The 24,513-nt window shown below is 68.4% G+C and carries 22 protein-coding genes and 3 tRNA genes; 11 read left to right on the top strand and 14 right to left on the bottom strand.

The window, feature by feature from the left end:
• Positions 1 to 99 precede the first annotated feature (99 nt).
• Complete coding sequence (locus ACPYIS_RS12925; protein WP_424894540.1) at positions 100 to 1,281, top strand: putative bifunctional diguanylate cyclase/phosphodiesterase; 1,182 nt, start codon at positions 100 to 102, stop codon at positions 1,279 to 1,281.
• A gap of 66 nt (positions 1,282 to 1,347) precedes the next feature.
• Here the strand turns inward: ACPYIS_RS12925 and ACPYIS_RS12930 are convergent.
• From ACPYIS_RS12930 to folC, 9 genes are all read right to left on the bottom strand, one after another.
• Positions 1,348 to 1,424 (bottom strand) — tRNA-Asp (locus ACPYIS_RS12930).
• Positions 1,425 to 1,438: 14 nt separating this feature from the next.
• Positions 1,439 to 1,514: transfer RNA gene (locus ACPYIS_RS12935), tRNA-Glu, on the bottom strand.
• An 8-nt stretch (positions 1,515 to 1,522) separates the two neighbouring features.
• A tRNA-Ala gene (locus ACPYIS_RS12940) sits at positions 1,523 to 1,598 on the bottom strand.
• A 138-nt stretch (positions 1,599 to 1,736) separates the two neighbouring features.
• Entirely contained in the window at positions 1,737 to 3,137 is a 1,401-nt protein-coding gene (gene gltX, locus ACPYIS_RS12945) for a glutamate--tRNA ligase (protein WP_424858961.1), read from the bottom strand.
• 10 nt (positions 3,138 to 3,147) lie between these two features.
• On the bottom strand, positions 3,148 to 4,386 hold the full coding sequence (locus ACPYIS_RS12950; protein WP_299019575.1) for an O-succinylhomoserine sulfhydrylase: 1,239 nt from the start codon (positions 4,384 to 4,386) through the stop codon (positions 3,148 to 3,150).
• A 2-nt stretch (positions 4,387 to 4,388) separates the two neighbouring features.
• Complete coding sequence (purF, locus tag ACPYIS_RS12955) at positions 4,389 to 5,903, bottom strand: amidophosphoribosyltransferase (protein WP_424858960.1); 1,515 nt, start codon at positions 5,901 to 5,903, stop codon at positions 4,389 to 4,391.
• Between the two features lie 17 nt (positions 5,904 to 5,920).
• The gene (locus tag ACPYIS_RS12960; RefSeq protein ID WP_424858959.1) at positions 5,921 to 6,406 is read right to left on the bottom strand and encodes a CvpA family protein; all 486 of its coding nucleotides are present in this window, start codon (positions 6,404 to 6,406) and stop codon (positions 5,921 to 5,923) included.
• A 3-nt stretch (positions 6,407 to 6,409) separates the two neighbouring features.
• Positions 6,410 to 7,075: an SPOR domain-containing protein gene (locus ACPYIS_RS12965; RefSeq protein ID WP_424858958.1), complete on the bottom strand. Its 666-nt coding sequence runs from the start codon at positions 7,073 to 7,075 to the stop codon at positions 6,410 to 6,412.
• 40 nt (positions 7,076 to 7,115) lie between these two features.
• Positions 7,116 to 8,462 carry a bifunctional tetrahydrofolate synthase/dihydrofolate synthase gene (folC, locus tag ACPYIS_RS12970; protein ID WP_424858957.1) on the bottom strand — a complete coding sequence of 449 codons (1,347 nt, stop codon included), beginning with the start codon at positions 8,460 to 8,462 and terminating at the stop codon, positions 7,116 to 7,118.
• A gap of 113 nt (positions 8,463 to 8,575) precedes the next feature.
• Here folC and ppc point away from each other — a divergent pair, with 113 nt between their 5' ends.
• The 4 genes from ppc to argG are packed head-to-tail and all read left to right on the top strand — an operon-like array spanning position 8,576 to position 13,511.
• On the top strand, positions 8,576 to 11,395 hold the full coding sequence (gene ppc, locus ACPYIS_RS12975) for a phosphoenolpyruvate carboxylase (RefSeq protein WP_424858956.1): 2,820 nt from the start codon (positions 8,576 to 8,578) through the stop codon (positions 11,393 to 11,395).
• 21 nt (positions 11,396 to 11,416) lie between these two features.
• A complete protein-coding gene (locus ACPYIS_RS12980) occupies positions 11,417 to 11,764 on the top strand; it encodes an ArsC family reductase (RefSeq protein ID WP_424858955.1) in 348 nt (115 codons plus the stop codon).
• 43 nt (positions 11,765 to 11,807) lie between these two features.
• A complete protein-coding gene (locus tag ACPYIS_RS12985) occupies positions 11,808 to 12,134 on the top strand; it encodes a pyrimidine/purine nucleoside phosphorylase (RefSeq protein WP_424858954.1) in 327 nt (108 codons plus the stop codon).
• 51 nt (positions 12,135 to 12,185) lie between these two features.
• Positions 12,186 to 13,511: an argininosuccinate synthase gene (gene argG, locus ACPYIS_RS12990; protein WP_424858953.1), complete on the top strand. Its 1,326-nt coding sequence runs from the start codon at positions 12,186 to 12,188 to the stop codon at positions 13,509 to 13,511.
• A 13-nt stretch (positions 13,512 to 13,524) separates the two neighbouring features.
• On the opposite strand, the gene ACPYIS_RS12995 is transcribed toward argG, so the two are convergent.
• The gene (locus tag ACPYIS_RS12995; RefSeq protein ID WP_424858952.1) at positions 13,525 to 14,565 is read right to left on the bottom strand and encodes an alpha/beta hydrolase; all 1,041 of its coding nucleotides are present in this window, start codon (positions 14,563 to 14,565) and stop codon (positions 13,525 to 13,527) included.
• Positions 14,566 to 14,691: 126 nt separating this feature from the next.
• Between ACPYIS_RS12995 and ACPYIS_RS13000 the strand changes: the two genes are divergently transcribed.
• The gene (locus ACPYIS_RS13000; protein WP_299021248.1) at positions 14,692 to 15,153 is read left to right on the top strand and encodes a hypothetical protein; all 462 of its coding nucleotides are present in this window, start codon (positions 14,692 to 14,694) and stop codon (positions 15,151 to 15,153) included.
• A gap of 3 nt (positions 15,154 to 15,156) precedes the next feature.
• Here ACPYIS_RS13000 and murB read toward each other — a convergent pair whose 3' ends face one another.
• The gene (gene murB / locus ACPYIS_RS13005; RefSeq protein ID WP_424858951.1) at positions 15,157 to 16,212 is read right to left on the bottom strand and encodes a UDP-N-acetylmuramate dehydrogenase; all 1,056 of its coding nucleotides are present in this window, start codon (positions 16,210 to 16,212) and stop codon (positions 15,157 to 15,159) included.
• Between the two features lie 47 nt (positions 16,213 to 16,259).
• Here murB and ACPYIS_RS13010 point away from each other — a divergent pair, with 47 nt between their 5' ends.
• A complete protein-coding gene (locus ACPYIS_RS13010) occupies positions 16,260 to 16,745 on the top strand; it encodes a YajQ family cyclic di-GMP-binding protein (RefSeq protein ID WP_299021253.1) in 486 nt (161 codons plus the stop codon).
• Between the two features lie 29 nt (positions 16,746 to 16,774).
• Complete coding sequence (locus ACPYIS_RS13015; protein ID WP_424894537.1) at positions 16,775 to 17,716, top strand: HD-GYP domain-containing protein; 942 nt, start codon at positions 16,775 to 16,777, stop codon at positions 17,714 to 17,716.
• A gap of 10 nt (positions 17,717 to 17,726) precedes the next feature.
• On the opposite strand, the gene plsY is transcribed toward ACPYIS_RS13015, so the two are convergent.
• The 3 genes from plsY to ACPYIS_RS13030 all read right to left on the bottom strand — a co-directional run bounded on the left by plsY (position 17,727) and on the right by ACPYIS_RS13030 (position 21,348).
• Positions 17,727 to 18,368, bottom strand: a complete 642-nt coding sequence (gene plsY / locus ACPYIS_RS13020; RefSeq protein WP_424895246.1) for a glycerol-3-phosphate 1-O-acyltransferase PlsY — start codon at positions 18,366 to 18,368, stop codon at positions 17,727 to 17,729.
• A 95-nt stretch (positions 18,369 to 18,463) separates the two neighbouring features.
• Entirely contained in the window at positions 18,464 to 19,531 is a 1,068-nt protein-coding gene (locus ACPYIS_RS13025) for an aldo/keto reductase (protein ID WP_424894536.1), read from the bottom strand.
• A 50-nt stretch (positions 19,532 to 19,581) separates the two neighbouring features.
• The gene (locus ACPYIS_RS13030) at positions 19,582 to 21,348 is read right to left on the bottom strand and encodes an acyl-CoA synthetase (protein ID WP_424894535.1); all 1,767 of its coding nucleotides are present in this window, start codon (positions 21,346 to 21,348) and stop codon (positions 19,582 to 19,584) included.
• A 38-nt stretch (positions 21,349 to 21,386) separates the two neighbouring features.
• Here ACPYIS_RS13030 and ACPYIS_RS13035 point away from each other — a divergent pair, with 38 nt between their 5' ends.
• The 3 genes from ACPYIS_RS13035 (at position 21,387) to prfB (ending at position 24,494) form a co-directional block, all read left to right on the top strand.
• Complete coding sequence (locus ACPYIS_RS13035; protein ID WP_424894534.1) at positions 21,387 to 22,397, top strand: alpha/beta fold hydrolase; 1,011 nt, start codon at positions 21,387 to 21,389, stop codon at positions 22,395 to 22,397.
• A 1-nt stretch (position 22,398) separates the two neighbouring features.
• On the top strand, positions 22,399 to 23,277 hold the full coding sequence (locus tag ACPYIS_RS13040; protein ID WP_299019768.1) for a DMT family transporter: 879 nt from the start codon (positions 22,399 to 22,401) through the stop codon (positions 23,275 to 23,277).
• A gap of 112 nt (positions 23,278 to 23,389) precedes the next feature.
• Positions 23,390 to 24,494 (top strand): peptide chain release factor 2 gene (prfB, locus tag ACPYIS_RS13045; RefSeq protein WP_424894533.1). Its coding sequence is split into 2 segments (ribosomal slippage): positions 23,390 to 23,470 and positions 23,472 to 24,494, totalling 1,104 coding nucleotides; the frame shifts between segments, so codons are not numbered across the junction.
• The last annotated feature ends 19 nt before the right edge of the window (positions 24,495 to 24,513 follow it).

Genomic DNA, 24,513 nt, shown 5'->3' on the forward strand with positions numbered 1-24,513 from the left:
CAACTTCGACGCGCTCACGGGCCTGCCCAACCGCAACCTGTACCGTGACCGGCTGGACAGGCTCTGCTGCGCGCGCAACGCGAATCGCGTCCGGTTTACGTGCTGTTTCTGGATCTCGACGGTTTCAAGGAGGTCAACGACATCCATGGCCACGATCTGGGTGACGAGGTGCTCATCGAGGCGGCAGGGCGCATCCGGCGCGCCATGCGCACCAACGACACCGTGGCGCGCTTCGGCGGTGACGAGTTCGTGGCGCTGATCGAGGGGGCCGAGTCGCCACTAGTCGTCGAGCGCGTCGCGGACGCCCTGCTGAGCGCGCTGCGCCAGCCGTTCCACGCGCGTGGCAATGCGCTGCGCTTGAGCGCGAGCATTGGCATCGCGGCCTACCCCAGCGACGGCGAAACGGTCGACGAGCTGCTGCGCATGGCCGACACGGCGATGTACTCGGCCAAGAATGGCGGGCGCGACCGCATGCGTTTTTATTCGCCACAGATGGAAAGCCGGGCGCGGCACGTCGCGGCGCTGAAAGCCGGGCTGGAGCGTGCCCTGGCGCAAGGGGAGTTCGAGTTGCACCTGCAACCCGTGATCGCCCTGCCCGAGGAGCGTGTGCGCGGGGCCGAGGTGCTGCTGCGCTGGCGCGATCCGCAGCGCGGCTTCGTGTCACCGGCAGAATTCGTCCCCGTCGCCGAGGCCAGCGGTCAGATCCGCCGCATCGGCGCCTGGGCGCTGCGCGAGGGGGCTCGCCTGGCCACCGAGGCCGGACGGCGCTGGGGCACCGGGTTTCGACTCGCGATCAATGTTTCGGCGTCGCAGTTTGGCGACCCGGCACTGCACGACTGGCTCGACGAGCACCGCGCAGCGCTGCCCCATCTGACGATCGAGGTGACCGAATCGGTCTGGATGGCCGACAGCCCGTCGAGCCTGGGCTGGCTGCAGCGCGTGCGCGAGGGCGGTGGCTGGGTCGCGCTGGACGACTTTGGCACCGGGTATTCGAGTCTGGCCTATCTGCTGCGCACGCCGGTGGACGAGCTCAAGGTCGACAAACGCTTCACCGACCACGTCGGCACGGGCGGGCCGAGCGAGCGCATCGTGACCGCGGTGCTGGAAATTGCTGAGGCCCTGCATGCACGCGTCGTCGTCGAGGGCGTGGAGACGGCCACGCAGTTGGCATTCCTGCGGCCGCACGCGCCGCTGGATGTCCAAGGCTTTTACTATGCACGCCCTATGCCATGGACGGAATTCGTGGCCTACGTCGAACGCACCGGTGTCGTCGACGGGTAAAACACACGGCCCCAAATGAAAAACCACGCCCTCCCGTTCGGGTCCGGCGTGGCGCATCGATGTTGTTGGCGGAGCGGACGGGGCTCGAACCCGCGACCCCCGGCGTGACAGGCCGGTATTCTGACCAACTGAACTACCGCTCCAGCAAAAACAAGCTTGGCGACCCTACGGGGATTCGAACCCCGGTACTCACCGTGAAAGGGTGATGTCCTAGGCCTCTAGACGATAGGGTCTGTATTCGTGGTGGAGGTAAGCGGGATCGAACCGCTGACCTCTTGCATGCCATGCAAGCGCTCTCCCAGCTGAGCTATACCCCCACGGGTCTCGATTTTTGCACGCCACTTGTTGCGAATTGGCATCGAGTGTCGTGCGCTGTCGAGACCAGAATTATAGACACAAATTTGACCGCTTTCTGGCACCCAGCACAAAAAGCACGCACGTGCCGCCCAACCCGGTCAGACCGCCAGCCGCGCCAGCACGTCCTCGCGCCGGTGCAGCGCCAGCACGGCGTCGAGCGACGGGGTTTGGGGTGTGCCCATCACGAGCACGCGCACCGGCATGGCCAGTTGCGGCATCTTCAGACCATGCGCGGCGAGCGTCGCCTTGATCGCCGCGCCGATGCCGGCCGCATCCCACGGCGCATCGTTCAAGCGCTGGCGCAGCTCTGCCAGCGCCGGGCGCACCGCGTCGGTGACGTGCTGGGCCAGGTCCTCGGCGCGCGGCGTGGGTGCCGCGTAGTAGGGCTGCGCCCAGTCCGCCAAGGCCACCGTGGTATCACAGCGGTCTTTGAACAGGCCACAGATGGCCGGCAGGCGCTCATCGGCGGTCAAGCCCCGGCGCGCCAGTTGTTGCGCCACCAACGGGGCGAGCCGATCGTTGGCGGTCATCTTCATGTGCTGGGCGTTGACCCAGCGCAGCTTGGCCTCGTCGAACTGCGCGGCGCTGCGGCCCAGGTGGTCGAGGTCGAACCATTGCAAAAACTGTTCGCGCGTGAAGATCTCGTCGTCGCCGTGGCTCCAGCCCAGGCGCGCCAGGTAGTTGATCATGGCGTCGGGCAAAAAGCCAGCGTCGCGGTACCAGGTCACGGGCTTGGCGCCGTGGCGCTTGCTCATTTTCTCGCCCTGCTCGTTGAGCACGGTGGGCAGATGCGCGTACACCGGCGGCTCGTACCCTAACGCGCGGATGATGTTGATCTGGCGCGGGGTGTTGTTGACGTGGTCGTCGCCGCGGATGACGTGCGTGATGCGCATGTCGATATCGTCGACCACCACGCAAAAGTTGTAGGTGGGCGTGCCGATCTCGCCCAGCGGGGCCTGGCGCGCGATCACCAGGTCGTCGAGCTCGTCGTTGCGAATCTCGATGCGGCCTTTGACCTTGTCGTCCCAAACCACACTGCCCGTGGTGGGATTTTTGAAGCGAATGACCGGCAACACTCCGGAGGGCACGGGCGGCAGGGTCTTGCCCGGCTCCGGGCGCCAGGTGCCATCGTAGCGGGGCTTGAGCTTGGCCGCCATCTGGCGCTCGCGCAGCGCCTCCAGCTCCTCGGGCGTCATGTAGCAGTGGTAGGCCAGCCCGGCCTGTAGCATCTGCGCGATGACCTCGCGGTAGCGCGCCATGCGCTGCATCTGGTAGTACGGGCCTTCGTCCGGGGTCAGGCCCAGCCACGCCATCGCCTCCAGGATGACGTCCACCGCCGCCTGCGTGGAGCGCTCCTGGTCGGTGTCTTCGATGCGCAGGATGAAGTCGCCGCCGTGGGCACGGGCGAAGGCCCACGGGTAGAGCGCCGAGCGGATGTTGCCCAGGTGAATAAAGCCGGTGGGCGATGGGGCAAAACGGGTACGGATACGGGTGGTCATGATGAACGGGTCAGGCCAGCGCGTCGAGGCCACGCGCGAGGTCGGTCACGATGTCGTCGACATGTTCCAGCCCCACGGAGACGCGAATGAGCGCCTGCGAGATGCCCGCGGCCTGGCGCTGCGCCTCGGACAGGCGCCCGTGCGAGGTGCTTGCGGGATGGGAACAGAGGGTTTTCGTGTCGCCGAGGTTGGTCGACAACGACAGGGTCTGCAGCGCGTCGAGCACGGCGAAGGCGCGCGCCCGGCCCTGCTCGGGGCTGGCGGCGTGCACCTCGAAGGCGACGATGGCCCCGCCGCAGCCGGACTGCTGCCGCAAGGCCAGCGCGTGCTGCGGGTGGGAGGGCAGCCCGGGATAGTGCACGCGCGCCACGGCCGGATGGGCCTGCAGCCACTGCGCCAGGCGCAGCGCGGTGGCGCTTTGGGCCTGCATGCGCAGGTGCAGCGTCTCCAGCCCCTTGAGCACGACCCAGGCATTGAAGGGCGCCAGCGTCATGCCGGCACTGCGCAGGACCGGTAAAAACGCCTCCTGTACCAGCGCCGCGCGGGCGCACAAGGCACCGGCCATGACGCGGCCCTGCCCGTCGAGGTATTTGGTGCCGGAGTGCACGACGATGTCGGCGCCCAGCGCCGCGGGGCGCTGCAGCGCGGGGGTGGCAAAGCAGTTGTCCACCGCCAGCAGCGCCCCAGCGCGATGCGCGATGTCGGCCAGTGCCGCGATGTCGCACACCTCGGTCAGCGGGTTGGTGGGTGTCTCGGCCAGCAGCAGCCGGGTCTGCGGGCGCAGCGCGGCGCGCCAGGCGTCCAGGTCGGTTTGTGGCACGAACGTGCTGTGCACCCCGAATTTCGCCAAGTCCGTGCCGATCAATTTGATCGTGGCCCCGAACATCGACTGCGAGCACACCACGTGGTCACCCGCCTTGAGCAGTCCCAGGCACAGCATGAGGATGGCCGCCATGCCGGAGGACGTGGCGATGGCGGCCTCGGTGCCTTCCAGCGCCGCCAGCCGCTGCTCGAAGCTCGCCGTGGTGGGGTTGCCGTAGCGGGCGTAGGTGTAGCCCTCCTCGTCCCCGGCAAAACGGGCGGCCGCGGCCTCGGCGCTGGGCTGCACGAAGCCACTGGTCAAAAACAGCGCCTCGCTGTTTTCGCCATACGGGGTGCGCGGCGACGCCACCCGCACCGCCGCCGTTTCGGGATGCCACGCGGGGGCTGGCGCGGCGTCCTTCGCGGGTCCCGGGGGTGGGTGGTCCATGCTCATCCCTCCTGCGCGTTGGGCAGCGCCAGCCGCGAGGTCTCGGCGTCCTCATCCGTGGCGTCGCGGGCACACTGGCGCGGGGCGTTCATGGCGGCCACCGACTCCAGGGTGACGTCACCCGTGATGTACACGCCGTCGAAACACGACGCCTCGAACCCGCGCAGCGCGGGATTGAGCGCCGCCACTGCGCGCTTCATCGCGTCCACGTCCTGGTAGATCAGGGCGTCGCAGCCAATGATCTGGCGGATTTCCTCGACGGTGCGGCCATGGGCCACCAGCTCCTGCTGGGTGGGAATGTCGATGCCATAGACGTTGGGGTAACGCACGGGCGGTGCGGCACTGGCCAGAAAGACGCGATGCGCCCCCGCCTCGCGCGCCATCTGTACGATCTCGCGGCTGGTGGTGCCGCGCACGATCGAGTCGTCCACCAACAGCACGTTGCGGCCCGCGAACTCGCTGGCAATCACGTTGAGCTTTTGCCGCACCGACTTCTTGCGCACCGCCTGCCCGGGCATGATGAAGGTGCGTCCGACGTAGCGGTTTTTGACGAACCCTTCGCGGTACGGGCGCCCGATGAGGCGCGCCACTTCCATCGCCGCCGGGCGGCTGGACTCGGGGATGGGGATGACGACGTCGATGTCCGTCGGCGGCACGGTGGAGATGACGCGCGTGGCCAGCGCCTCGCCCATGTTCAGCCGCGCCTGGTAGACCGAGATGCCATCGATGACCGAGTCGGGGCGTGCCAGATAGACGAATTCGAAGATGCACGGGTGATGCGACGGCGCGTCCGCGCACTGGCGCGCCACGATCTGCCCATCCAGGCCGATGAAGACCGCCTCGCCCGGTGCCACGTCGCGCTCGAAGCGATGCCCGGTGCCTTCGAGTGCGACCGATTCGCTGGCGACCATGACCGTGCCATCCGCCCCCCGCCCCAGGCACAACGGGCGAATGCCGTGCGGATCGCGAAACGCCAGCATCCCATGCCCGGCGATGAGCGCCACCACGGCGTACGAGCCACGCACGCGCCGGTGCACGGCGGCCACGGCCGCAAACACGTCATCGACCTGCAGCGGCACCCCGCGCGTGGCGCGCTCCAGCTCATGCGCCAGCACGTTGAGCAGCACCTCGGAGTCGCTCTCCGTGTTGATGTGGCGGTGATCGACCCGCGCCAACTCTTCCTTGAGGACGTGGGCATTGGTCAGGTTGCCGTTGTGCGCGAGCACCAGGCCAAAGGGGGCGTTGACGTAGAACGGCTGGGCCTCCTCCTCGCTGGCGGCATTGCCGGCCGTGGGATAGCGCACCTGCCCCAGACCACTGGTGCCGGGCAACGCCCGCATGTTGCGCGTGCGAAAGACATCGCGCACCATGCCTTTGGCCTTGTGCATGAAAAATTTGTGCCCCAACTGGGTCACGATGCCAGCGGCATCCTGCCCGCGGTGCTGCAACAGCAGCAACGCATCGTAGATGAGCTGATTGACCGGCTGGGTGCTGACCACCCCAACGATGCCACACATGGATTTTCGTCCTCGCTCTACGGAAAATAGACCGCCACCGGATCGGGCACGAGCGGCTTGAGCACGCCCAGCGCACGCTCTAGCCAGCGCGGCCCCTGCGCCTCGCGCCAGGCAGCAGCGTCAGCCCAGGGCGTCTGCCACACCAGCAACGCGGCCGCCAACAACAGCACTGCCCCGCGCAACACGCCAAACAGCCCCCCGAGCGCCCGGTCCACCGGCCGCAGCCCCACCGCCTGCGCGCCCTGCCGGGCGAGCGTTGCCAGTGCCCCTCCGGCAAAAGCGGTGAGCACGAACAGCACCGCGAAGCCCGCCGCGTACCGCAGCGGCTCGCCCCAGTCTGAAACAGGCAGCCACGCCGCTGCCTCCAGCGCCCAGCGATGCGCAACCACGAAGGCGGCCAGCCACGCAAGTACCGACAAGACCTCGTACAGCAACCCACGCCACAGCCCCAGCCCGACCGAGGCCGCCAGCACCGTCAACAACATGACATCGACGGCAGCCATGACTCAAAGCGTCAACACCGCCGCCGGCAGACCCAGACCCTTGACCTTTTCGGCCGCTTTTTCGGCCTCGGCGCGGCTGTCGAAGGGGCCGACCCGCACCCGGATGCGTTTGCCCTCGGGGGTTTCGGCCACGTGGATGTACGTCTTGAGGCCCGCGCGCTCCAGGCGCTGGCGCACCTCTTGGGCGCGTGCCGGGTCGGCGAACGCACCCACCTGCACCACGACGCGGACCTTGGCAGCGGCATCCGCCTGCGGACGCGCCGGCGCCGCAGCAGCCGGGGAAGGTGCCGCCGGCGGCGAGGCGGGTGCATGGTCGGCGACCGGGGCCGGGCGTTCGACCCGCTCGGCGGGGGGTGTGGATGCTACAGGTGCGGGGGGCGGCGCCTCGGCCGCCGCGGGAGGTGGTGCCGCCTCGACACGCGGCGCCGGAGGCGGCAGCAGCGGCGCCGCGTGACGGGACGGAATCTCGATGGCGATGTCCACCGGCACTGGCCGCGGCTGCGATTCGAGCAGCCAGGGCAGCCCGATCACCGCTGCCAGCACCAAAATGGTGGCTCCGATGAGGCGTTGCCGCGCGCGGCGGCGCAGGGCCTCGACCGACAACGGCGCCGCCGCGCCCCCGCCCGCGGAAGGGGACGATACGTGGGAGCCGGAACGGTGTGCAAACATGCGTCAGAGGCGGTGATGGTGGGAACCGAGTGCGAGCGCGTCAGGGCTGCAGGTGCTTCGCGCCCAGGCGCGGCAACCCGTGCTGAAACACGCCGCCCACCGTGTAGAAGGACCCGAATACCACGATTCTACCCGCGGGGTCCGCCGTCGCCAGCGCGGCCTGCAGCGCCGCCTGCGGGTCGGGGTGGATGTGGGCGACGGCATCGCGGCGCCGCGTCGTGGCATGCCACAGCGCAGCCAAGTCGGTCGCCCGCGCAGCCCGCGTCGTGGGCAGATCGCAAAAATGCCAGGCGTCGATGAGGGCGTCGAGCCGCTCGAGCATGGGCCGCACGTCCTTGTCGGCCATGGCGCCAAACACCGCCAGCGTCTGGGGATAAAAACCCATGGCGTCCAGGTTTTCGGCCAAGGCCGCCGCCGCGTGCGGGTTGTGCGCCACGTCCAGCACCAGCACCGGCTGTCCCGGCACGATCTGAAAACGCCCGGGCCACTCCACGCTGGCCAGCCCCTGCCGTACCGCCTGTGCCGCCACCGGCAGGCGTGCATGCAGCGCCTCCAGCACCGCCAGCACGCCCGACGCATTGACCAACTGGTTCACCCCGCGCAGCGCAGGATAGGCCAGCCCCGCATAGCGGCGCGCCCTGCCCTGCCAATTCCATTGCTGCCGGTCCCCGCCCTGGCGAAAATCGCGCCCGGCCAGCCACAGGTCCGCACCGACTTCGAGCGCGCGCTCGACCACGCTGCGCGGCGGCGCGGGGTCGGACACCACCGCGGGGCGCCCCGTGCGCAGAATGCCCGCTTTTTCGACACCGATCGCCTCGCGGTTGGGCCCCAGGTATTCCATGTGATCCAGATCGACGCTGGTGATGACGGCGCAGTCGGCGTCCCAGACGTTGACGGCGTCGAGCCGCCCACCCATGCCGACCTCCAGGATCAACACGTCCGGATCGCGGGCCAGCAACGCGTGCACGAGCGCCAGCGTGGTGAACTCGAAGTAGCTCAGCACGACCGGCTCGCCCGCCGACCGCGCCGCCTCCACGGCGGCAAACGACGGCACCAAATCGGCATCCGCCATCGGCACCCCACCGAGCCGCGCGCGCTCGGCAAAATGCACGAGATGCGGCGACGTGTAGAGCGCGGTGCGGTAGCCGGCGGCACGGTAGATGGCCTCCAGCATGGCGCAGGTCGAACCCTTGCCGTTGGTGCCGGCCACCGTGATGACGGGACAGCGCGGCTGCACCGCGGCCCCGAGCCGGCGCGCCACGGTCTGCACGCGCTCTAGGCCCAGCGCGATGCGCTGGCCATGCAGCCGCTCCAGGTGGGCCAGCCAGTCGGCGAGCGTGGCCGCCTCGGACGAGGGTGGGAAGTGGGGGTCGGATGGTGCCGTCATGACCGATCGCTGCGGTAAAAACCACATTGTGCAACGCAGCGCCGCGATGCGGCGGTTCCCGACACGGCAAAATGGCGCTTGCCACCGTACCAACTCTTCACCACCGAACGGACATGGCCCGCCACGCCGACTCTCCGCCCGCCAAAGACCAACCGTTGATCGACGACATTCGCCTGTTGGGCCGACTGCTCGGTGACGTCATCCGCGAGCATGAAGGCGAGGACACCTTCGCGCTCATCGAGCGCATCCGGCAGCTGTCGGTGGCGTTTCGGCGCCATGCCGACACACGCGCCGACCGTGAACTCAAGCGCCTGCTGCACGCCCTGAGCGACGCACAAGCGGTCAGCGTGATTCGCGCCTTCACCTATTTCAGTCACCTGGCCAACCTGGCCGAAGACCGGCACCACATCCGCCGACGCGAGGTGCACGAGCGCGCTGGGCACATCCAGCCCGGCAGTCTGGACCACACGTGGCAGCGACTGCGCCGCGCGGCCATCGGGGGCGACACCATCGCCGAGACGCTGCGCCAGGGCCTGGTGTCACCGGTGCTGACCGCGCATCCGACCGAAGTGCAGCGTGCCAGCATCCGCGAGGCGGAAGGCGACATCGCCCGCCTGCTGGCGCAGCGCGACGCGATCCGCGCACGCGCCCTTGCCGCTGGCAGCCGCCACGGAGACCGCGTCAGCGAGCGCGAGCTGGCCGCCAACGAAGCGCTGCTACGCGCGCGCATCACGCAACTGTGGCACACGCGGCTGCTGCGTTTTACCAAGCTGACGGTGGCCGACGAGATCAACAACGCGCTGGCCTACCACGAACGCACCTTCATCCCAGAGGTGCCGCGCCTGTACGGTGATATCGAGACCGCGCTTGGCGGCACACCGGTGGCACCGTTTTTGCGCCTGGGCCACTGGATCGGCGGCGACCGAGACGGCAACCCCCACGTCAACGCCGACACGCTGTGGCTGGCGTTGCAGCGCCAGTCGGACGTCATCCTGCGCCACTACCTGCGCGAAGTGCACGCACTGGGCGCGGAGCTGTCCCTGTCGGCCATGCTGCTGCCCGCACCCGCAGCGCTACAAGCCCTGGCCGAGGCGTCGCCCGACACCAACGAGCACCGGCGTGACGAGCCGTACCGACGCGCCCTGATCGGCCTGTACGCCCGGCTGGCAGCCACACTGACGGCGCTCAGCGGCGGGGTGGCGGCGCGCCATGCGGTCGCGCCGCAAAACCCGTATCCCGATGCAGCGGCCTTTTTGGCCGACCTGCGCGTCATCGAGGCCGCGCTCATCGAGCAGGGCTGCGCGGCCTTGATCGAGCCGCGCCTCAAACCCTTGATCCGTGCCGTGGAGGTGTTTGGTTTTCACCTGGCCACGCTGGACCTGCGGCAGAGCTCCGACCAGCATGAGGTGGCTGTGGCCGAGCTGCTGGCGCGCGCGCGCATCGCGCCGGACTATTCCACCCTGGATGAGGGGGGCAAGCAGCGCCTGCTGCTGCAGGTGCTGGCCGACCCGCGCCCGCTGCAAATCCCCGACGCCGCCTACAGCGCCGTCACCGAGCGCGAGCTGGCCATCTTCCGCGCCGCACGGGAGGCGCGCCGCCGCTACGGCGCAGCCGCCATCCGCCATGCCATCATCAGCCACACCGAAGCGGTGAGCGACCTGCTCGAGGTGCTGGTGCTGCAAAAAGAAGCCGGCCTGCTGCACGGCCAGTGGGGCGAGGACGCGCGCGCCGAGCTGATCGTCGTGCCCCTGTTCGAGACCATCGAAGACCTGGAGCAAGCACCGCGCATCATGGCGGAATACGTCGCGCTGCCCGGCGTGGCCGCGCTGGTCCACGCCGGCGGTCCACTGGAGTACGGCGAGCAAGAGATCATGCTCGGCTACTCCGACAGCAACAAGGATGGCGGGATCTTTACCAGCAACTGGTCGCTCTACCAGGCCGAGGTGGCGCTAGCGGGGCTGTTCGACCGGCTGTCGGCCGAACACGGTTGGCCGCTGCGGCTGCGCCTGTTCCACGGCCGCGGTGGCACGGTGGGGCGCGGCGGCGGCCCCAGTTACGAGGCCATCCTGGCGCAGCCCGCCGGTACGGTGCGCGGGCAAATCCGGCTCACCGAACAAGGCGAGGTGATCGGCTCCAAATACGCCAACCCCGACATTGGGCGGCGCAACCTCGAGACGTTGGTGGCCGCCACGCTGGAGGCCACGCTGCTGCCACCGCGTCGGCCGGTGCCGGCGCGCTTCCTGCGGGCCGCGCAAGCGCTGTCGCAGGCCAGCCGCGCCGCCTACCGGGCGCTGGTGTACGAAACCCCGGGGTTTGCCGACTATTTCTTCCACGCCACGCCGATTCGCGAAATCGCCGAGCTCCACATCGGCTCGCGCCCCGCATCGCGCAAAGCCACCCAGCGCATCGAAGACCTGCGCGCCATCCCTTGGGTTTTTAGCTGGGGACAATGTCGGCTGACGCTGCCGGGCTGGTACGGCTTCGGCAGCGGTGTGGCCGCACTCGAGGCCGACCTAGGGTGCGACGCTGCGCACGCGCTGCTGCGCGAGATGCACGCGCGCTGGCCCTTCTTTGCCACGCTGCTGAGCAACATCGACATGGTGCTGGCCAAGAGCGATCTGGCGCTGGGTGCCCTCTATGCCGAGCTGGTGCCCGACGCCCGGCTGCGCCGGCGCGTCTTTAGTGCCATCGAAGCCGAATGGCACCGCACGCACGCCGCGCTGCGAACCATCACTGGGCACGAACAGCGGCTGGCCACCAACCCCGCGCTGGCGCGCTCGATCGAGCACCGCTTTCCGTATATCGACCCGCTGCACCATCTGCAGGTGGAACTCATCCGCCGCTACCGAGCCGGCCGACAGGACGAAAAGGTCAAACGTGGCATCCACCTGTCGATCAACGGCATCGCCGCGGGCCTGCGCAACACCGGCTGACGCTGCGGTAGGATCGGCGCCATGATCGAGATGTATGGCATCCCCAACTGCACGACAGTCAAAAAGGCCCGGGCGTGGCTCGACGAGCGTGGGATCGCTTATCGATTTCACGACTTCAAAAAAGACGGGCTCCCGGTGGCCCGCCTGGACGCGTGGCTGGCGGCACTGGGCTGGGAAGCGCTGCTCAACCGCCGCGGCACCACATGGCGCCAGCTCGACGAGGCCACCCGCGCCGCCGTGGTCGACGCGGCCAGCGCCCGCGCGCTGATGCTGGCGCGGCCCAGCGTCATCCGCCGCCCCGTGGTCGAGTGGGGCAGCGAGCGCATCACGGTCGGTTTCGATCCCGACGGCTGGCCCCTGCCCCGCTGACCCGCCGCTCATGGCTGGCGGCAACGCCTACAATCGGGCGGTTATGAACGCCATCACCGACACCCTCGACGGCGCCGCCGTGACCACGCGCGCCAATGTCTATTTCGACGGCAAGTGCGTCAGCCACACCGTCACGCTGGCCGACGGCACGCGCAAATCGGTCGGGGTCATCCTGCCCTCGACCCTGACCTTCGGCACGGGCGCCCCGGAAATCATGGAAGGCGTGGCCGGCCACTGCGAAGTCCTGCTGCCGGGCGAGACCGCGTGGCGGCGCTACGGGCCCGGAGAGCGCTTCGCCGTGCCGGGCCAGGCTCAGTTCCAGATTCGCGTCGACGGTGAGCCCTACCACTACATCTGCCATTTCCGCTGAGATCGTTCCTGCGATCGTCCCTGCCTCTGACCCTGCCTGTCGTCCACTCTCATGTCCACCATCCTGCAAAGCCTGCCCGTCGGCCAGAAGGTCGGCATCGCGTTTTCCGGCGGCCTCGACACGAGCGCCGCGCTGCTGTGGATGCGCCAAAAGGGTGCCATCCCCTACGCCTACACCGCCAACCTGGGCCAGCCCGATGAGCCCGACTACGACGCCATCCCGCAGCGCGCGCTGGCCTACGGCGCGGAAAAGGCCCGGCTGGTGGACTGCCGAGCCCAACTGGCCGCTGAAGGGCTGGCCGCCCTGCAGTGCGGGGCGTTTCACATCAGCACCGCGGGGCTGACCTACTTCAACACCACCCCGATCGGGCGCGCGGTCACCGGCACCATGCTGGTGGCGGCGATGAAGGAAGACGACGTCCACATCTGGGGCGACGGCAGTACCTTCAAGGGCAACGACATCGAGCGCTTTTACCGCTACGGCCTGCTGACCAACCCGCAGTTGCAGATCTACAAGCCCTGGCTGGACCAGACCTTCATCGACGAGTTGGGCGGGCGCAAAGAAATGTCGGAGTTTCTGATCCGCCACGGCTTCGACTACAAGATGTCGGTGGAGAAAGCCTACAGCACCGACAGCAACATGCTGGGCGCCACGCACGAGGCCAAAGACCTCGAACACCTCGACGCCAGTATCCGTATCGTCAACCCGATCATGGGCGTGCCCTTCTGGCGCGAAGACTGCGCCATCGCGCCCGAAGAAGTCACCGTGCGCTTCGAGGAAGGGCGACCGGTGGCACTCAACGGCCGCGAATACCCGGACTTGGTCGAGCTGTTCCTGGAGGCCAACCGGATTGGCGGTCGCCACGGCCTGGGCATGAGCGACCAGATCGAAAACCGCATCATCGAGGCCAAGAGCCGTGGCATCTATGAAGCCCCGGGCATGGCGTTGCTGTTCATTGCCTACGAGCGCCTGGTCACAGGGATTCACAACGAAGACACCATCGAGCAGTACCGCGACAACGGCCGCAAGCTGGGCCGGCTGCTCTATCAGGGCCGTTGGTTCGACCCGCAGGCCATCATGCTGCGCGAGGCAGCCCAGCGCTGGGTGGCACGCGCCATCACGGGCGAGGTGACGCTGGAGCTGCGCCGCGGCAACGATTACTCGATCCTGAACACCGAAAGCCCCAACCTGACCTACCACCCAGAGCGCCTGACGATGGAAAAAGGCGCCTCGGTGTTCAGCCCGCGCGATCGCATCGGACAACTGACGCTGCGCAACCTGGACATCAGCGACACGCGCGACAAACTGAGCATCTACACGCAGGCGGGCTTGCTGGCCATCGGCCAGGACGGCGATCTGCTCAAACTCGGCCGTTGAACGACCAGAGGTGTCAATGCCCCTCGCGTGCCCAGCGCACGATGCGCTCGGCCAGGCGCGACGTGGTGCCGGGCGAGCGGATTTCGCCCGCCAGCACGTGCTGCTCGGGGTCGGTGCTGTCTTCCACCGCCTCCATCACTTTGACGGGGCTGCCCAGGCGCACGAAAACGCTAGCCGTCTGCTGCGGGTCGACCGTGCGGTCGCGCGAGCTGAACAGCACCAGCACCGGCGTGCGCACCGCGGCCCAGTCGCCCGCGCGCACGCGCTCGACCAGCGCCATCATTGGCAGCAGCGCCTGCACCGGATAGACGCGGGTCCAGCCCGCCTCGATGCGAGGGTCGTCGGCCGGCTTGCCCACCGTGCCGCCCGTGATCGCCTGCGCGATCTGCGCGCCCCACGGGCCGGTCAGCCACTCGGTGCGCTTGTCCTGCGGGCCAAAGTTGGGTGAAATCCACACCTGCCGCTCGATCGGCACCCCGGCCGCATCGGGGCGCTGTGCCAGCCATGCCCCCAACGTTGCGCCGGTGGAGGTGCCGATGAGCAGCACGCGCTCGCCGATGGCATGACCGATGCGCACCCCCTCCACCGCGTCGGCGAGCCAGTCTTGCGGCGTGGCCTGCGCCAGCGCCTCGGCGGGCAGACCATGGCCGGTCAGACGCGTGTGAAACAGGTTGGCACCCAGGGCGCGTGCCACTTCCTCGGCCAGGGGCTGCGTCTCCACCCGCGTGGCCGTGAAGCCATGCAGATAGACCACCGCCCACGGCGTGCGCTGGCCGCGTGGCCCGTGCCAGACGACTCCCTTGGCCGCCCCAGGGCGCAGCCCCGCGTGTGCGGCCTCCTGCGCGGCCAGCCAATCGTCCAACTGCGCCAGCGCCACCGGCGGCTGCGGCCGCGGTGCCGGTTCGTCGGGGCCGTAGGCATAGCGAGGCCCAGCGAACCAGGCCAGCATCCCCAGCACGACCAGTAGCGCCAGCGCCCCTGCGAGTCGGTGCCGCACCCTGCCCGCCACTGCCGCAGGCAGATCCTGTTTCTGTTTCAGCTCTCGTTGCGCCATGGTCGCTACTGTAACCAGCCGTAACAAACTTTTCTCGTTGCAAGAAACCCTTGGCGACGGCAATGCGTTCCCCAAAAATGCCATCGACGTCATCCGAATCCCGCACTCACTACCGGAACCGCTCTCATGTGGATACAAGCACCGCTCGACGCCTCGCAAATCGACCTGATCAACCGCCTGCAAGCGGGCGTCGTGCCGTCGCCGACTTACCCGCTCACCTGCCCCAACGCGAAGGACGGTCAGCACGCCTTCGCTGCCGGCTACGTCGGGGTTTTGGTGGCACAGCGCCGCGGACTGGTGTGCCCCACCTGCGGGCACACCCAATCTTGGCTGCCGGCCTCGGTGTTGGCGTGCACCCAGCGTGAACCACTCGCCGCCGCCGGCAACCAGCGGCAGCGGATGGAACGAGCCCGCCAGCGCGCGATCGCGGATTTTTCCGCTCTGCTCAGGCAAGGCTATTTGAGCGCGCAGTCCATGGTCGAATCGCTGCAGAGCGCCTCGCTGCCCGTCGACGACGGGCACTTGGCTGCCTCCCACGCGCCAGACGACCCGACCCGCGTGCCAGCACTGGCCGCGTTGGCCGCCTGAGCGTCACCCGACCACGACCGGCTCCGGCTCGAGCCGGATGCCGAAGCGCTCGTAGACGCTGGTCTGAATCAGGCGCGCCAGCGTCATCACCTCGCCGCCCGTGCACGGGTGCTCGGCATCGCCGCGGTTGACCAGCACCAGCGCCTGCTTCTCGTACACGCCGGCGTGGCCGACGGTCTTGCCCTTCCAGCCGCAGGCGTCGATCATCCAGCCGGCGGCCAGTTTGACGGAACCGTCCGGCATCGGGTAGTGCACGACCTTGGGGTCGCGGCCGATGATGTCGGCGCACTGCTCCGGCGTGACGGTGGGGTTTTTGAAAAAGCTGCCCGCGTTGCCCAGGACGGCCGGGTCGGGTAGCTTGGCGCGCCGAATCTCGCACACCCAGTCAAAAATCTGTCGCGGCGTCGGATGGGCGATTCCGGTTTCGAGCACCTTGCGCGCCAGATCCTGATATCCCAGCTCGGGCCGCCACAGTCGCGGCAGCCAGAAGCGCACGCGGGTGATCAGTGCGCGGCCCTTAAGCCCCATGCCGCATGCACCCGCGCGCGCATGCTTGAAGACCGAGTCGCGGTAACCAAACGCGCAGTGCTCGTGCCGCAAGGTCAGGCGCTCGCCAGTCTCCAGGTCGATGGCGTCGAGCGAATGGAAGCGGTCCTGCAGCTCGACCCCATAGGCGCCGATGTTTTGCACCGGTGCCGCCCCCACCGTGCCGGGGATGAGCGCCAGATTCTCCAGCCCCGGCCAACCCTGCGCCAGCGTCCATTCCACGAAGGCGTGCCAGCGCTCGCCGGCACCGGCCTCCACCAGCCAGCCGCGCTCGTCCTCGCGCAGCAGGCGCCGGCCCGGGATCTCGACTTTGAGCACCAGCTGGCGCAAGTCCCCCGTGAGCACGATGTTGCTGCCCCCGCCCAGGATGAAAGTCTCCTGTGGCCGCCAATCCGGATGGCGCACCAGGGCCAACACGTCGTCTTCGCTGCGGATGCGCGCCAGGCGGTGCGCGCGCGCCGCGATGCCGAACGTATTGAGGGGCTGCAACGGCACGTGGTTCTCGACTACCATGCACGGATTGTCGCAAACCCGCTTGCCTGATTCCAAGGACCCCATCCATGCCGTCGTTCGATACCGTGCTCGAACCCAACCTGGTCGAAGTCAAAAACGCCGTCGAGCAGACCCAACGCGAAATCGGCACTCGCTTCGATTTCAAAGGCTCCAGCGCTGCCGTGGAACTCAAGGACCATGACATCACCATCACCGCCGACAGCGACTTCCAGCGCCAGCAGGTAGAAGACATCCTGCGCGCCAAACTGGCCAAGCGCAACGTCGATGTGCGCTTTCTGGACCCTGGAAAAGTCGAGAAGATCGGCGGCGACCGCGTCAAGCAAGTCTTGCGCGTGCGCAGCGGCATCGCCACCGAGGACGCGAAAAAAATCCAGCAGCTCATCAAGGGCAGCAAGCTCAAGGTGCAAGCCGCCATCCAAGGCGACGCGGTACGCGTCAGTGGCGCCAAGCGTGACGATCTGCAGACTGCCATCGCGCTCATTCGCAAGGAGATGGCGGAGCTGCCGTTGAGCTTTACCAACTTCCGCGACTGACCCCAGCGCGCCGCCCCGCAGGAGTCGCCATGGCGCTGACCGCCGCACCCGATCCCGCCTACGATGCGATGCCGGACTGGATGGCCCGCTGGACGGGGCTGGAAACCCAGCTCGCCGCACTACTGGCCGCCCCGCAGCAATACCCCGATCTGACCCAGCGGCTGGAGCGGCTGCTGGGTGAGGCACAAAAGCGGCTTGCGCTCGACGAGGACGCGACGCTGTACTGGCTGTTCCAGCTCACGGCATCGACCACGGTGGGCTACAGCGCCGCGCATGCGATGGCCTGCTGGGCCATGTGCCGGCTGCTCGCCCCCGTCATTGGCCTGCCGGCGCCCGAGCGTGATGCGCTGGAGCGCGCCGCGCTGACCATGAACATCGGCATGACCCGGCTGCAGGATGCGCTGGTCGCCCAGCCCACGCCCCCCACGCCCGAGCAGCGCGCGCTCATCGACACCCACGCGGCGCGAGGGGCCCAGTGGCTGCGCGAATGCGGGGTGCGCGATCCGCGCTGGCTCGACATCGTCGAGCAGCACCACGAACCCGACAGCACCGACCCCGCGGTGCGCCTGCTGCAGCGCATGGACCGCTACACCGCACTACTGAGCCCGCGGGAGACACGCCCCGGACGCGATGTCACCGAATCCGCCCGCGTGCTGCTGGTCCGCCCTGAAGGACAGCTCGACGAGATCGGGCGCGCGCTGGTGCAGACGCTGGGCATCTGCCCGCCCGGCACCTACGTGCGCCTCGCCGATGGGCGCGTCGCCGTGGTGCTGCGCCGCAGCGGCGCACCGAGCGAGCCGTGGGTCAGCGCCGTCCTCGACGCCGACGGGCACCCGGTGCTCGAGTCCGAGCTCATCGACACCCGCCAGGAGGCGACCGCCATCGAGGCGAGCGTGCCCAGCAGTGCCGTGCGGGTACGGCTAGATCACCCAAGGCTGCTGCAACTGTCGCGCCTGGCGCTGCGGCGCTGAGGCGCGCCGATCAGCGACCGGCGCCAGACTTCTTGCTGCCGATCTTGCTTTCTTGCCCCGCCAGCAGGCGCTGGATATTGCCCATGTGGCGCCACAGCAGCAGCAGACTCATGACCGCCACCGCCAAACCCACCGGTGCCTGCACCGTCCACGCCACGCCGTCACCAAACCAGTAGTACAACGGCGCAAAAACCGCCGCGACGATGGCTGCCAGCGAGGAATAACGGAAAAATACCGCGATCAGGATCCAACTCGCGATCACCGCCAGCCCCAACCACGGCTCGAATGCCAGCAGCACACCGGCTGCCGTAGCCACGCCTTTGCCGCCCCGGAAGCGGAAGAACACCGGGAACAAATGCCCGAGAAATGCCGCCAGGGCGACGGCTGCCAGCGTCCCGCCCCCCAGCCCCCAGGCGCTACCCCACTGGGCGATGCACCACACGGGCAGCCAGCCCTTGAAAGCATCGAGCAGCAACGTCAGCGCCGCCGCCACCTTGTTGCCCGAGCGCAACACGTTGGTGGCGCCCGGATTTTTGCTGCCGTAGGTGCGGGGGTCGCTCAGTCCCATGAGGCGGCTGACCACCACGGCAAAGGACAGCGACCCCACCAAATAGGCCAATAGCACCGCCACCAGCGGCGCCAGAACAGGGATTCCCTCAGACACGCCTCATCTCCTGCGGACCGTCGTCGGTATCGGTCCGTGCGCGCGATTGTGCCAGCGTCGGCGGCGACCGCCGCTGCACCCGCTCACTGCGCCGGGTCGCGTATCTCCCAGCGAATGCGGTCGATCGCCTCCAGCAGCTCGGGCGACAGGGTCACGTCCCACGCGTCCAGGCAGGCGTCGAGCTGGGCCAGCGACGTCACACCGATGATGGTGCTGGCCACGCGCCAGTTGTGGTAGCAAAACGCCAGCGCCAGTTGCGTGGGGGTGAGCCCATGCTCGCGCGCCAGCGCGTTGTAGCGGCGCGCTGCGGTCAGCGCCTCCGGGCGCCCCCAGCGTTGCTTGCGCATGCTCTCGAACAACGCCATGCGCCCCTGCGGCGGCCCTGCGTGCACCAGCCCGGTGTCGTCGTATTTGCCCGTCAGCAATCCAAAACCCAGCGGCGAGTAAGCCAGCAGCCCGACACCCAAGCGGTAGCAGGTCTCATCCAGGCCGTTCTCGTAACTGCGGTTGATGAGGCAATACGGGTTTTGCACCGTCGCCACGCGCGGCAGGCCGTGCTGCTCGGCCAGACGCACGAACTCGTGCACGCCGTAGGGCGTTTCGTTGGACAGGCCCACGGCCCGCACCTTGCCCGCGCGCACCAAGGTGTCGAGTGCCTCGAGCTGCTCCTGGATGCTGGCACAAGGCTTGTCCTTGGCCGGATCGAACGAGAGCACGCCAAACATCGGCACATGGCGCGCTGGCCAGTGGATCTGGTACAGGTCGATCCAGTCGGTGCGCAGGCGGCGCAGGCTGCCCTCGCAGGCGGTGATGATCTCGGCCTTGGTCAGGCCGGCGTCGTCGCCCCGGATCCACGGCATGCCGCGCGAGGGCCCCGCCACCTTGGTGGCCAGCACGATGCGCTGGCGCACGCCGGGCCGCGCCGCCAGCCAGCGGCCGATGATGGTCTCGGTCGCGCCGTAGGTCTCGGCACGCGCGGGCACCGAGTACATCTCGGCGGTATCGACGAAATCCACACCGCGTGCCAGCGCGTGGTCCAGGATGGCGTGCGCGTCGGCTTCGGCCACCTGTTCGCCGAAGGTCATCGTGCCGAGACAGATACGACTGACCGACAAGCCACTGGTGCCGAGAGAGACATGGGGTAAGGTCATGGTGTGGTCAGGCTCCTAAGAAAACGATCGCTGAGCGCGGATGGCGCCCATCAAGGCTTCGCCGCGGCCCGTTCCAGTTCACGCTGGCGCAGCACGCGGCGCTGCACCTTGCCCGTGGTGGTCATGGGCAGGGCGTCGATGAACTCGACGGCTTTCGGGTACTCGTAGGGTGCCAGTTGGCCCTTGACGTGCGCCTGCAACTCGGCCAGCAGCGGGGCATCGAACTCGGTGGTGGGATCGGCGCAGCGCTCGCGTCGAGCCGCCCATTCGGGCGTGAGCACGATGTAGGCTTTGACCACGTTGCCGCGCTCCGGATCGGGCATGGGCACGACGGCCACGTTGGCCACCGACGGGTGCTTGAGCAGGCAGTTTTCGATCTCGCCCGGGCCAATGCGGTAACCGGCGGACTTGAAGACGTCGTCGGCCCGCCCCTGGTACCAAAAATAGCCATCGGCGTCCTGCACGGCCAAGTCCCCGGTGCGACACCAACTGTCGAGCGGGTCGCCGGTGTATTTGGCGCGCGTGGCGGCGTCATTGCCCCAGTAGCCCAGAAAGAACACCGGATCCAGCTCACCGTGCACGTCGCGCCGGTGCACCGCCACTTCGCCCAGCGTGCCGCAGGGCACGGGCTGTCCATCGTCGCCCAGCACGGCGACGCGGTGTCCCGGGTAGGCACGGCCCATGCTACCCGGGCGGGCCGGCCACAAGCGCGCACAGTTGCCCACCACGTAGTTGATCTCGGTCTGACCGAACATCTCGTTGACGGTCACGCCCAACTGCTCGCGGCAGTAGGCGAACACCGCATCCCCCACCGCCTCGCCCGCACTCATGATGGCCTGCAGGCGCAGGCGGTAGCGGCGCCGGGGCTCGGGCACCGCCTTCATCATGGCCTTGAGTGCGGTCGGGAACAAAAAGGTGTGCGTGACGCGGTGGCGCTCGAGCAGAGCAAACGCCTGCAGCGGATCGAAACGCCCATGCCACGCGACGATGGGCCGCCCAAAGTACAGCGTCGGCAGCAGCGCGTCCATCAGCCCCCCAGTCCAGGCCCAGTCCGCTGGGCTCCAGAAGATGGCCTGGCTGCGTTGGCGCGGATCGGCGGGGTCGAAGCCAAACCAGTTTTGGCTACAGACGAAGCCGCTGAGGTTGCCGATGAGCGCGCGATGGGGAATGAGGGCACCCTTGGGGTTGCCGGTGGTGCCGCTGGTGTAGATGAGGATGGCAGGGTCATCGGCGGCGATCTCGACGAGGGCGAAGTCGGCGCGCAGGCCGTCGCGCGCGTGCGGCCAGTCGATGGCCTCCGGATCGAATGCCCCCGTCAGCCCCACCACGTGGCGCAGCGCCGGGCAGCGGGGGCGCACCGCCATCACGCCGGGGCCGGTGGTGTCGTCCACCAGCGCCACCACGGCTGCACTGTCCTGCAAGCGGTACTCCAGCGCCTCCGGCCCGAACAGCTGCGACAGCGGCACCGCCACCGCGCCCAGCTGCAGCACGGCCATGTAGGCCACCGCCGTTTCGAACCGCTGCGGCAACACGATGGCCACCCGGTCGCCGCGGCGCACGCCCAGCAGCCGCAGGGCGTGCGACAAGCGGTTGGCCTCGCTGGCCAAATCGGCAAAGGTGTGGCGACGTGGCCGCGTCAGGCCCGGCCCGTCTTCGATAATGGCGGGCTGCTGCGCCTGCTCGGGATCCTCCGCCCAACGCCGCACGCACACCTGCGCGATGTTGAAGCTCGCCGGCACGTGCCAGCGAAAGGTGGTGTAGAGCACCGGGTAGGAGTCGGGCACCGCGTGGCGACTGTCGTGCACTTGACTGGGCATGGCGTGTCTCCCCCGTCGTCTTGGGAATAATGCTGGGAATGTACCAAGTTCGACGCCGCTCGCGCAGCACGTTCGTGACTGTGCGTGACCAACGCTATCACCTGCGCGAATGGGGGGAGCCCGACCCGGCACGCCCGCCGCTGTGGCTGCTGCATGGCTGGATGGACGTCTCGGCCTCGTGGCAGTTCGTCGTCGATGCGCTGGCCACCGAGCGCCATTGCATCGCACCGGACTGGCGCGGCTTTGGCCTGACACGCGCGGCGCACCTCGCCGGACAAACCGCAGCCCCACCCCCCTACGGCAACGCGGACCACTACCTGTTTGCCGACTACTTGGCCGATCTCGACTTCTTGATCGAGCGCATCAACGCCCGCCTGGGGCGCGCACCGGATGCCCCGATCGACCTGGTCGGCCACAGCATGGGCGGAAACGTGGCCATGCTCTACGCGGGTGTGCGCCCGGCGCGGGTGCGACGCCTGGTCAATCTGGAGGGATTTGGCCTGCCCGCCACCCGACCCGAGCAGGCCCCGCGGCGCTACGCGGCGTGGATGGACGAGCTGCACCAACTGGCGCGCGGCGAACTCACGCTCAAAACCTACACCGGCCTCGATGGCGTGGCCCGGCGCCTGATGAAAACCAACCGCCGCCTACCCGAAGACCGGGCGCGCTGGCTGGCCAGCCACTGGGCGCGCCCGCTCGATCCGGCACGCCCGGAGGGCGACTGGGTCATCCTGGGCGACGTGGCACACAAGGTGCGCAGCAGCCATCTCTACCGGGTGGACGAGGTGCTGGCGATCTACGCCGCCATCACGGCCCCCGTGCTGGCGGTCGAAGCCAGCGATGACAGCCTGACACAGTGGTTCCCGCGGGGCGAGCACTCGCTGGCGGAGTACCACCGGCGTCTGCAGTCCGTGCCGCGCTGCCGCATCGCGCGCGTGGACGACGCCGGACACATGCTGCACCACGACCAACCACGGCAGGTGGCCACGCTGTTCGAGGCCCACCTCGAGGCGGCCGACGACGCCATCGGCGCCGGTGGAGGCGCGTGACATGGCGGCTTCTACCTGGAAAACCGACCTGCTCATGCTGCTCACCGCGGCAATCTGGGGCTCGACCTTCGTGGCGCAACAGCTGGGCATGGATAGTGTCGGCCCCTTCACCTACACCGCTGCGCGTCTGATGTTGGGGCTGGCGCTGATCGCGCCGCTGTGGTGGTGGCGCGGCGGCCCGTTTGCCGCCGTGCCGCGCATCGACAGCACCGGGTTGTGGCGTGACGGCGCGCTGCTGGGCCTGGTGCTGTTTGCCGCCATCAACCTGCAGCAAGTCGGCCTGCTGGGCACCACCGTCTCGAACGCGGGCTTCATCACGGGCCTGTACGTGGTGCTGGTGCCCATCTTGATGCGCTTGTTGGGCCAGCCAGTCGGCCTGCCCGTGTGGCTGGCCGTGGCGCTGGCGACTGCGGGGCTGTACTTCCTGTCCGTCAAGCCCGACGCCACGATTGCGCCGGGGGATTGGCTGCAGCTCATCAGCGCCGGCCTGTGGGCGGTGCACGTACTGCTGGTTAGCCATTGGGCGCGCCGCCACGACGCCATCCGCCTGTCGGTGGTGCAATACGCGGTGGCAGGCGCACTGTCGTGGGTGGCTGCCGTGGGGCGCGACGAGCCGATCGCCTTGGACGCATTGCTGGGCGCGGCGGGCGCCATCGCGTGGGGCGGCATTCTGTCGATCGGCATCGCCTACACCCTGCAGGTCGTCGCCCAGCGCTCGGCCAAAGCCTCGCACGCGGCGGTCATCTACAGCAGCGAAGGGGTCTTCGCCGCCATCGGCGGCTGGTGGATCCTAGGCGAGGCCATCGGCTGGCGCGGCTGGGGCGGCGCGGCGCTCATCGTGGCGGGCATGCTGTTGGCGCAGCTGGGTCGGCGCCACTGAGGCCGGCGCCGGCACTCGCCACCGGGCCGGGGCACGCGGCGGGCGCGCCCCCGTGCGAAAATGGAGGGTTGGAAAAATCCGCTCAAAGAAACGCACGCAGAAAGCCTTGCCCATGGAAGCCGAACGCCTCAACGCCCTGTCCCACCGACTGCAAGATCTGACGCAGCGCGTCGCCGACTTGCGGAGGTTTCTTTGACTACGACGCCAAGGCGCTGAAGCTGTCCGAGGTCAACGCCGCGCTGGAAGACCCGGGCGTGTGGAACGACCCCAAGCGCGCGCAGGAGCTGGCCAAGGAAAAGAAGTCGCTCGAGGACGTGGTGCTGGTGCTCGACCGGCTGGCACAGGATTTGGCCGACAATACCGAGTTGTTCGAGATGTCGCGCGCCGAGGACGACGACGCGGGCCTGGAGACCATCGAGGCCGACGTCGAGCGCATCGCGCCCGAGGTCGAGCGGCTGGAGTTCCGCCGCATGTTCAACAACCCGGCGGACCCGAACAACTGCTTCATCGACATCCAAGCCGGCGCGGGCGGCACCGAAGCCTGCGACTGGGCGCAAATGCTGCTGCGCCAGTACCTGCGCTATGCCGAGCGCAAGGGCTTCAAAGCCACGGTCGAAGACGAGCAGCCCGGCGACACCGCCGGCATCAAGAGCGCCACCATCAAGGTCGAGGGCGACTATGCCTTTGGCCTGCTGCGCACCGAAACCGGCGTGCATCGCCTGGTGCGCAAATCGCCCTTCGACTCCTCGGGTGGGCGCCACACCTCGTTTGCCTCGGTGTTCGTCTATCCGGAAATCGACGACTCGATCGAGGTCGAGATCAACCCCGCCGACGTGCGCGTGGACACCTACCGCGCCAGCGGCGCGGGTGGCCAGCACATCAACAAGACCGACTCGGCCGTTCGACTGACGCACATCCCCACCGGCATCGTGGTGACGGCGCAGGACAGCCGCAGCCAGCACTCCAACCGCGATCTGGCGTGGCAGCGCCTGCGCTCCAAGCTCTATGAGCTGGAGATGCGCAAGCGCATGGAAACCCAGCAGCAGCTCGAAGCCACCAAGACCGATGTCGGCTGGGGGCATCAGATCCGCTCTTACGTGCTGGACCAAAGCCGCATCAAGGATTTGCGCACCAACGTCGAAGTCTCCAACACCCAGAAAGTGCTGGACGGCGATCTCGACGTCTTCATCGAAGCCTCGCTCAAGCAAGGCGTCTGACCCCGGCAAGCCCCACAGG

The sequence above is a fragment of the Tepidimonas sp. HKU78 genome (genome assembly GCF_049860815.1).
In the GTDB taxonomy this organism is placed as follows: Bacteria; Pseudomonadota; Gammaproteobacteria; order Burkholderiales; family Burkholderiaceae_C; genus Tepidimonas.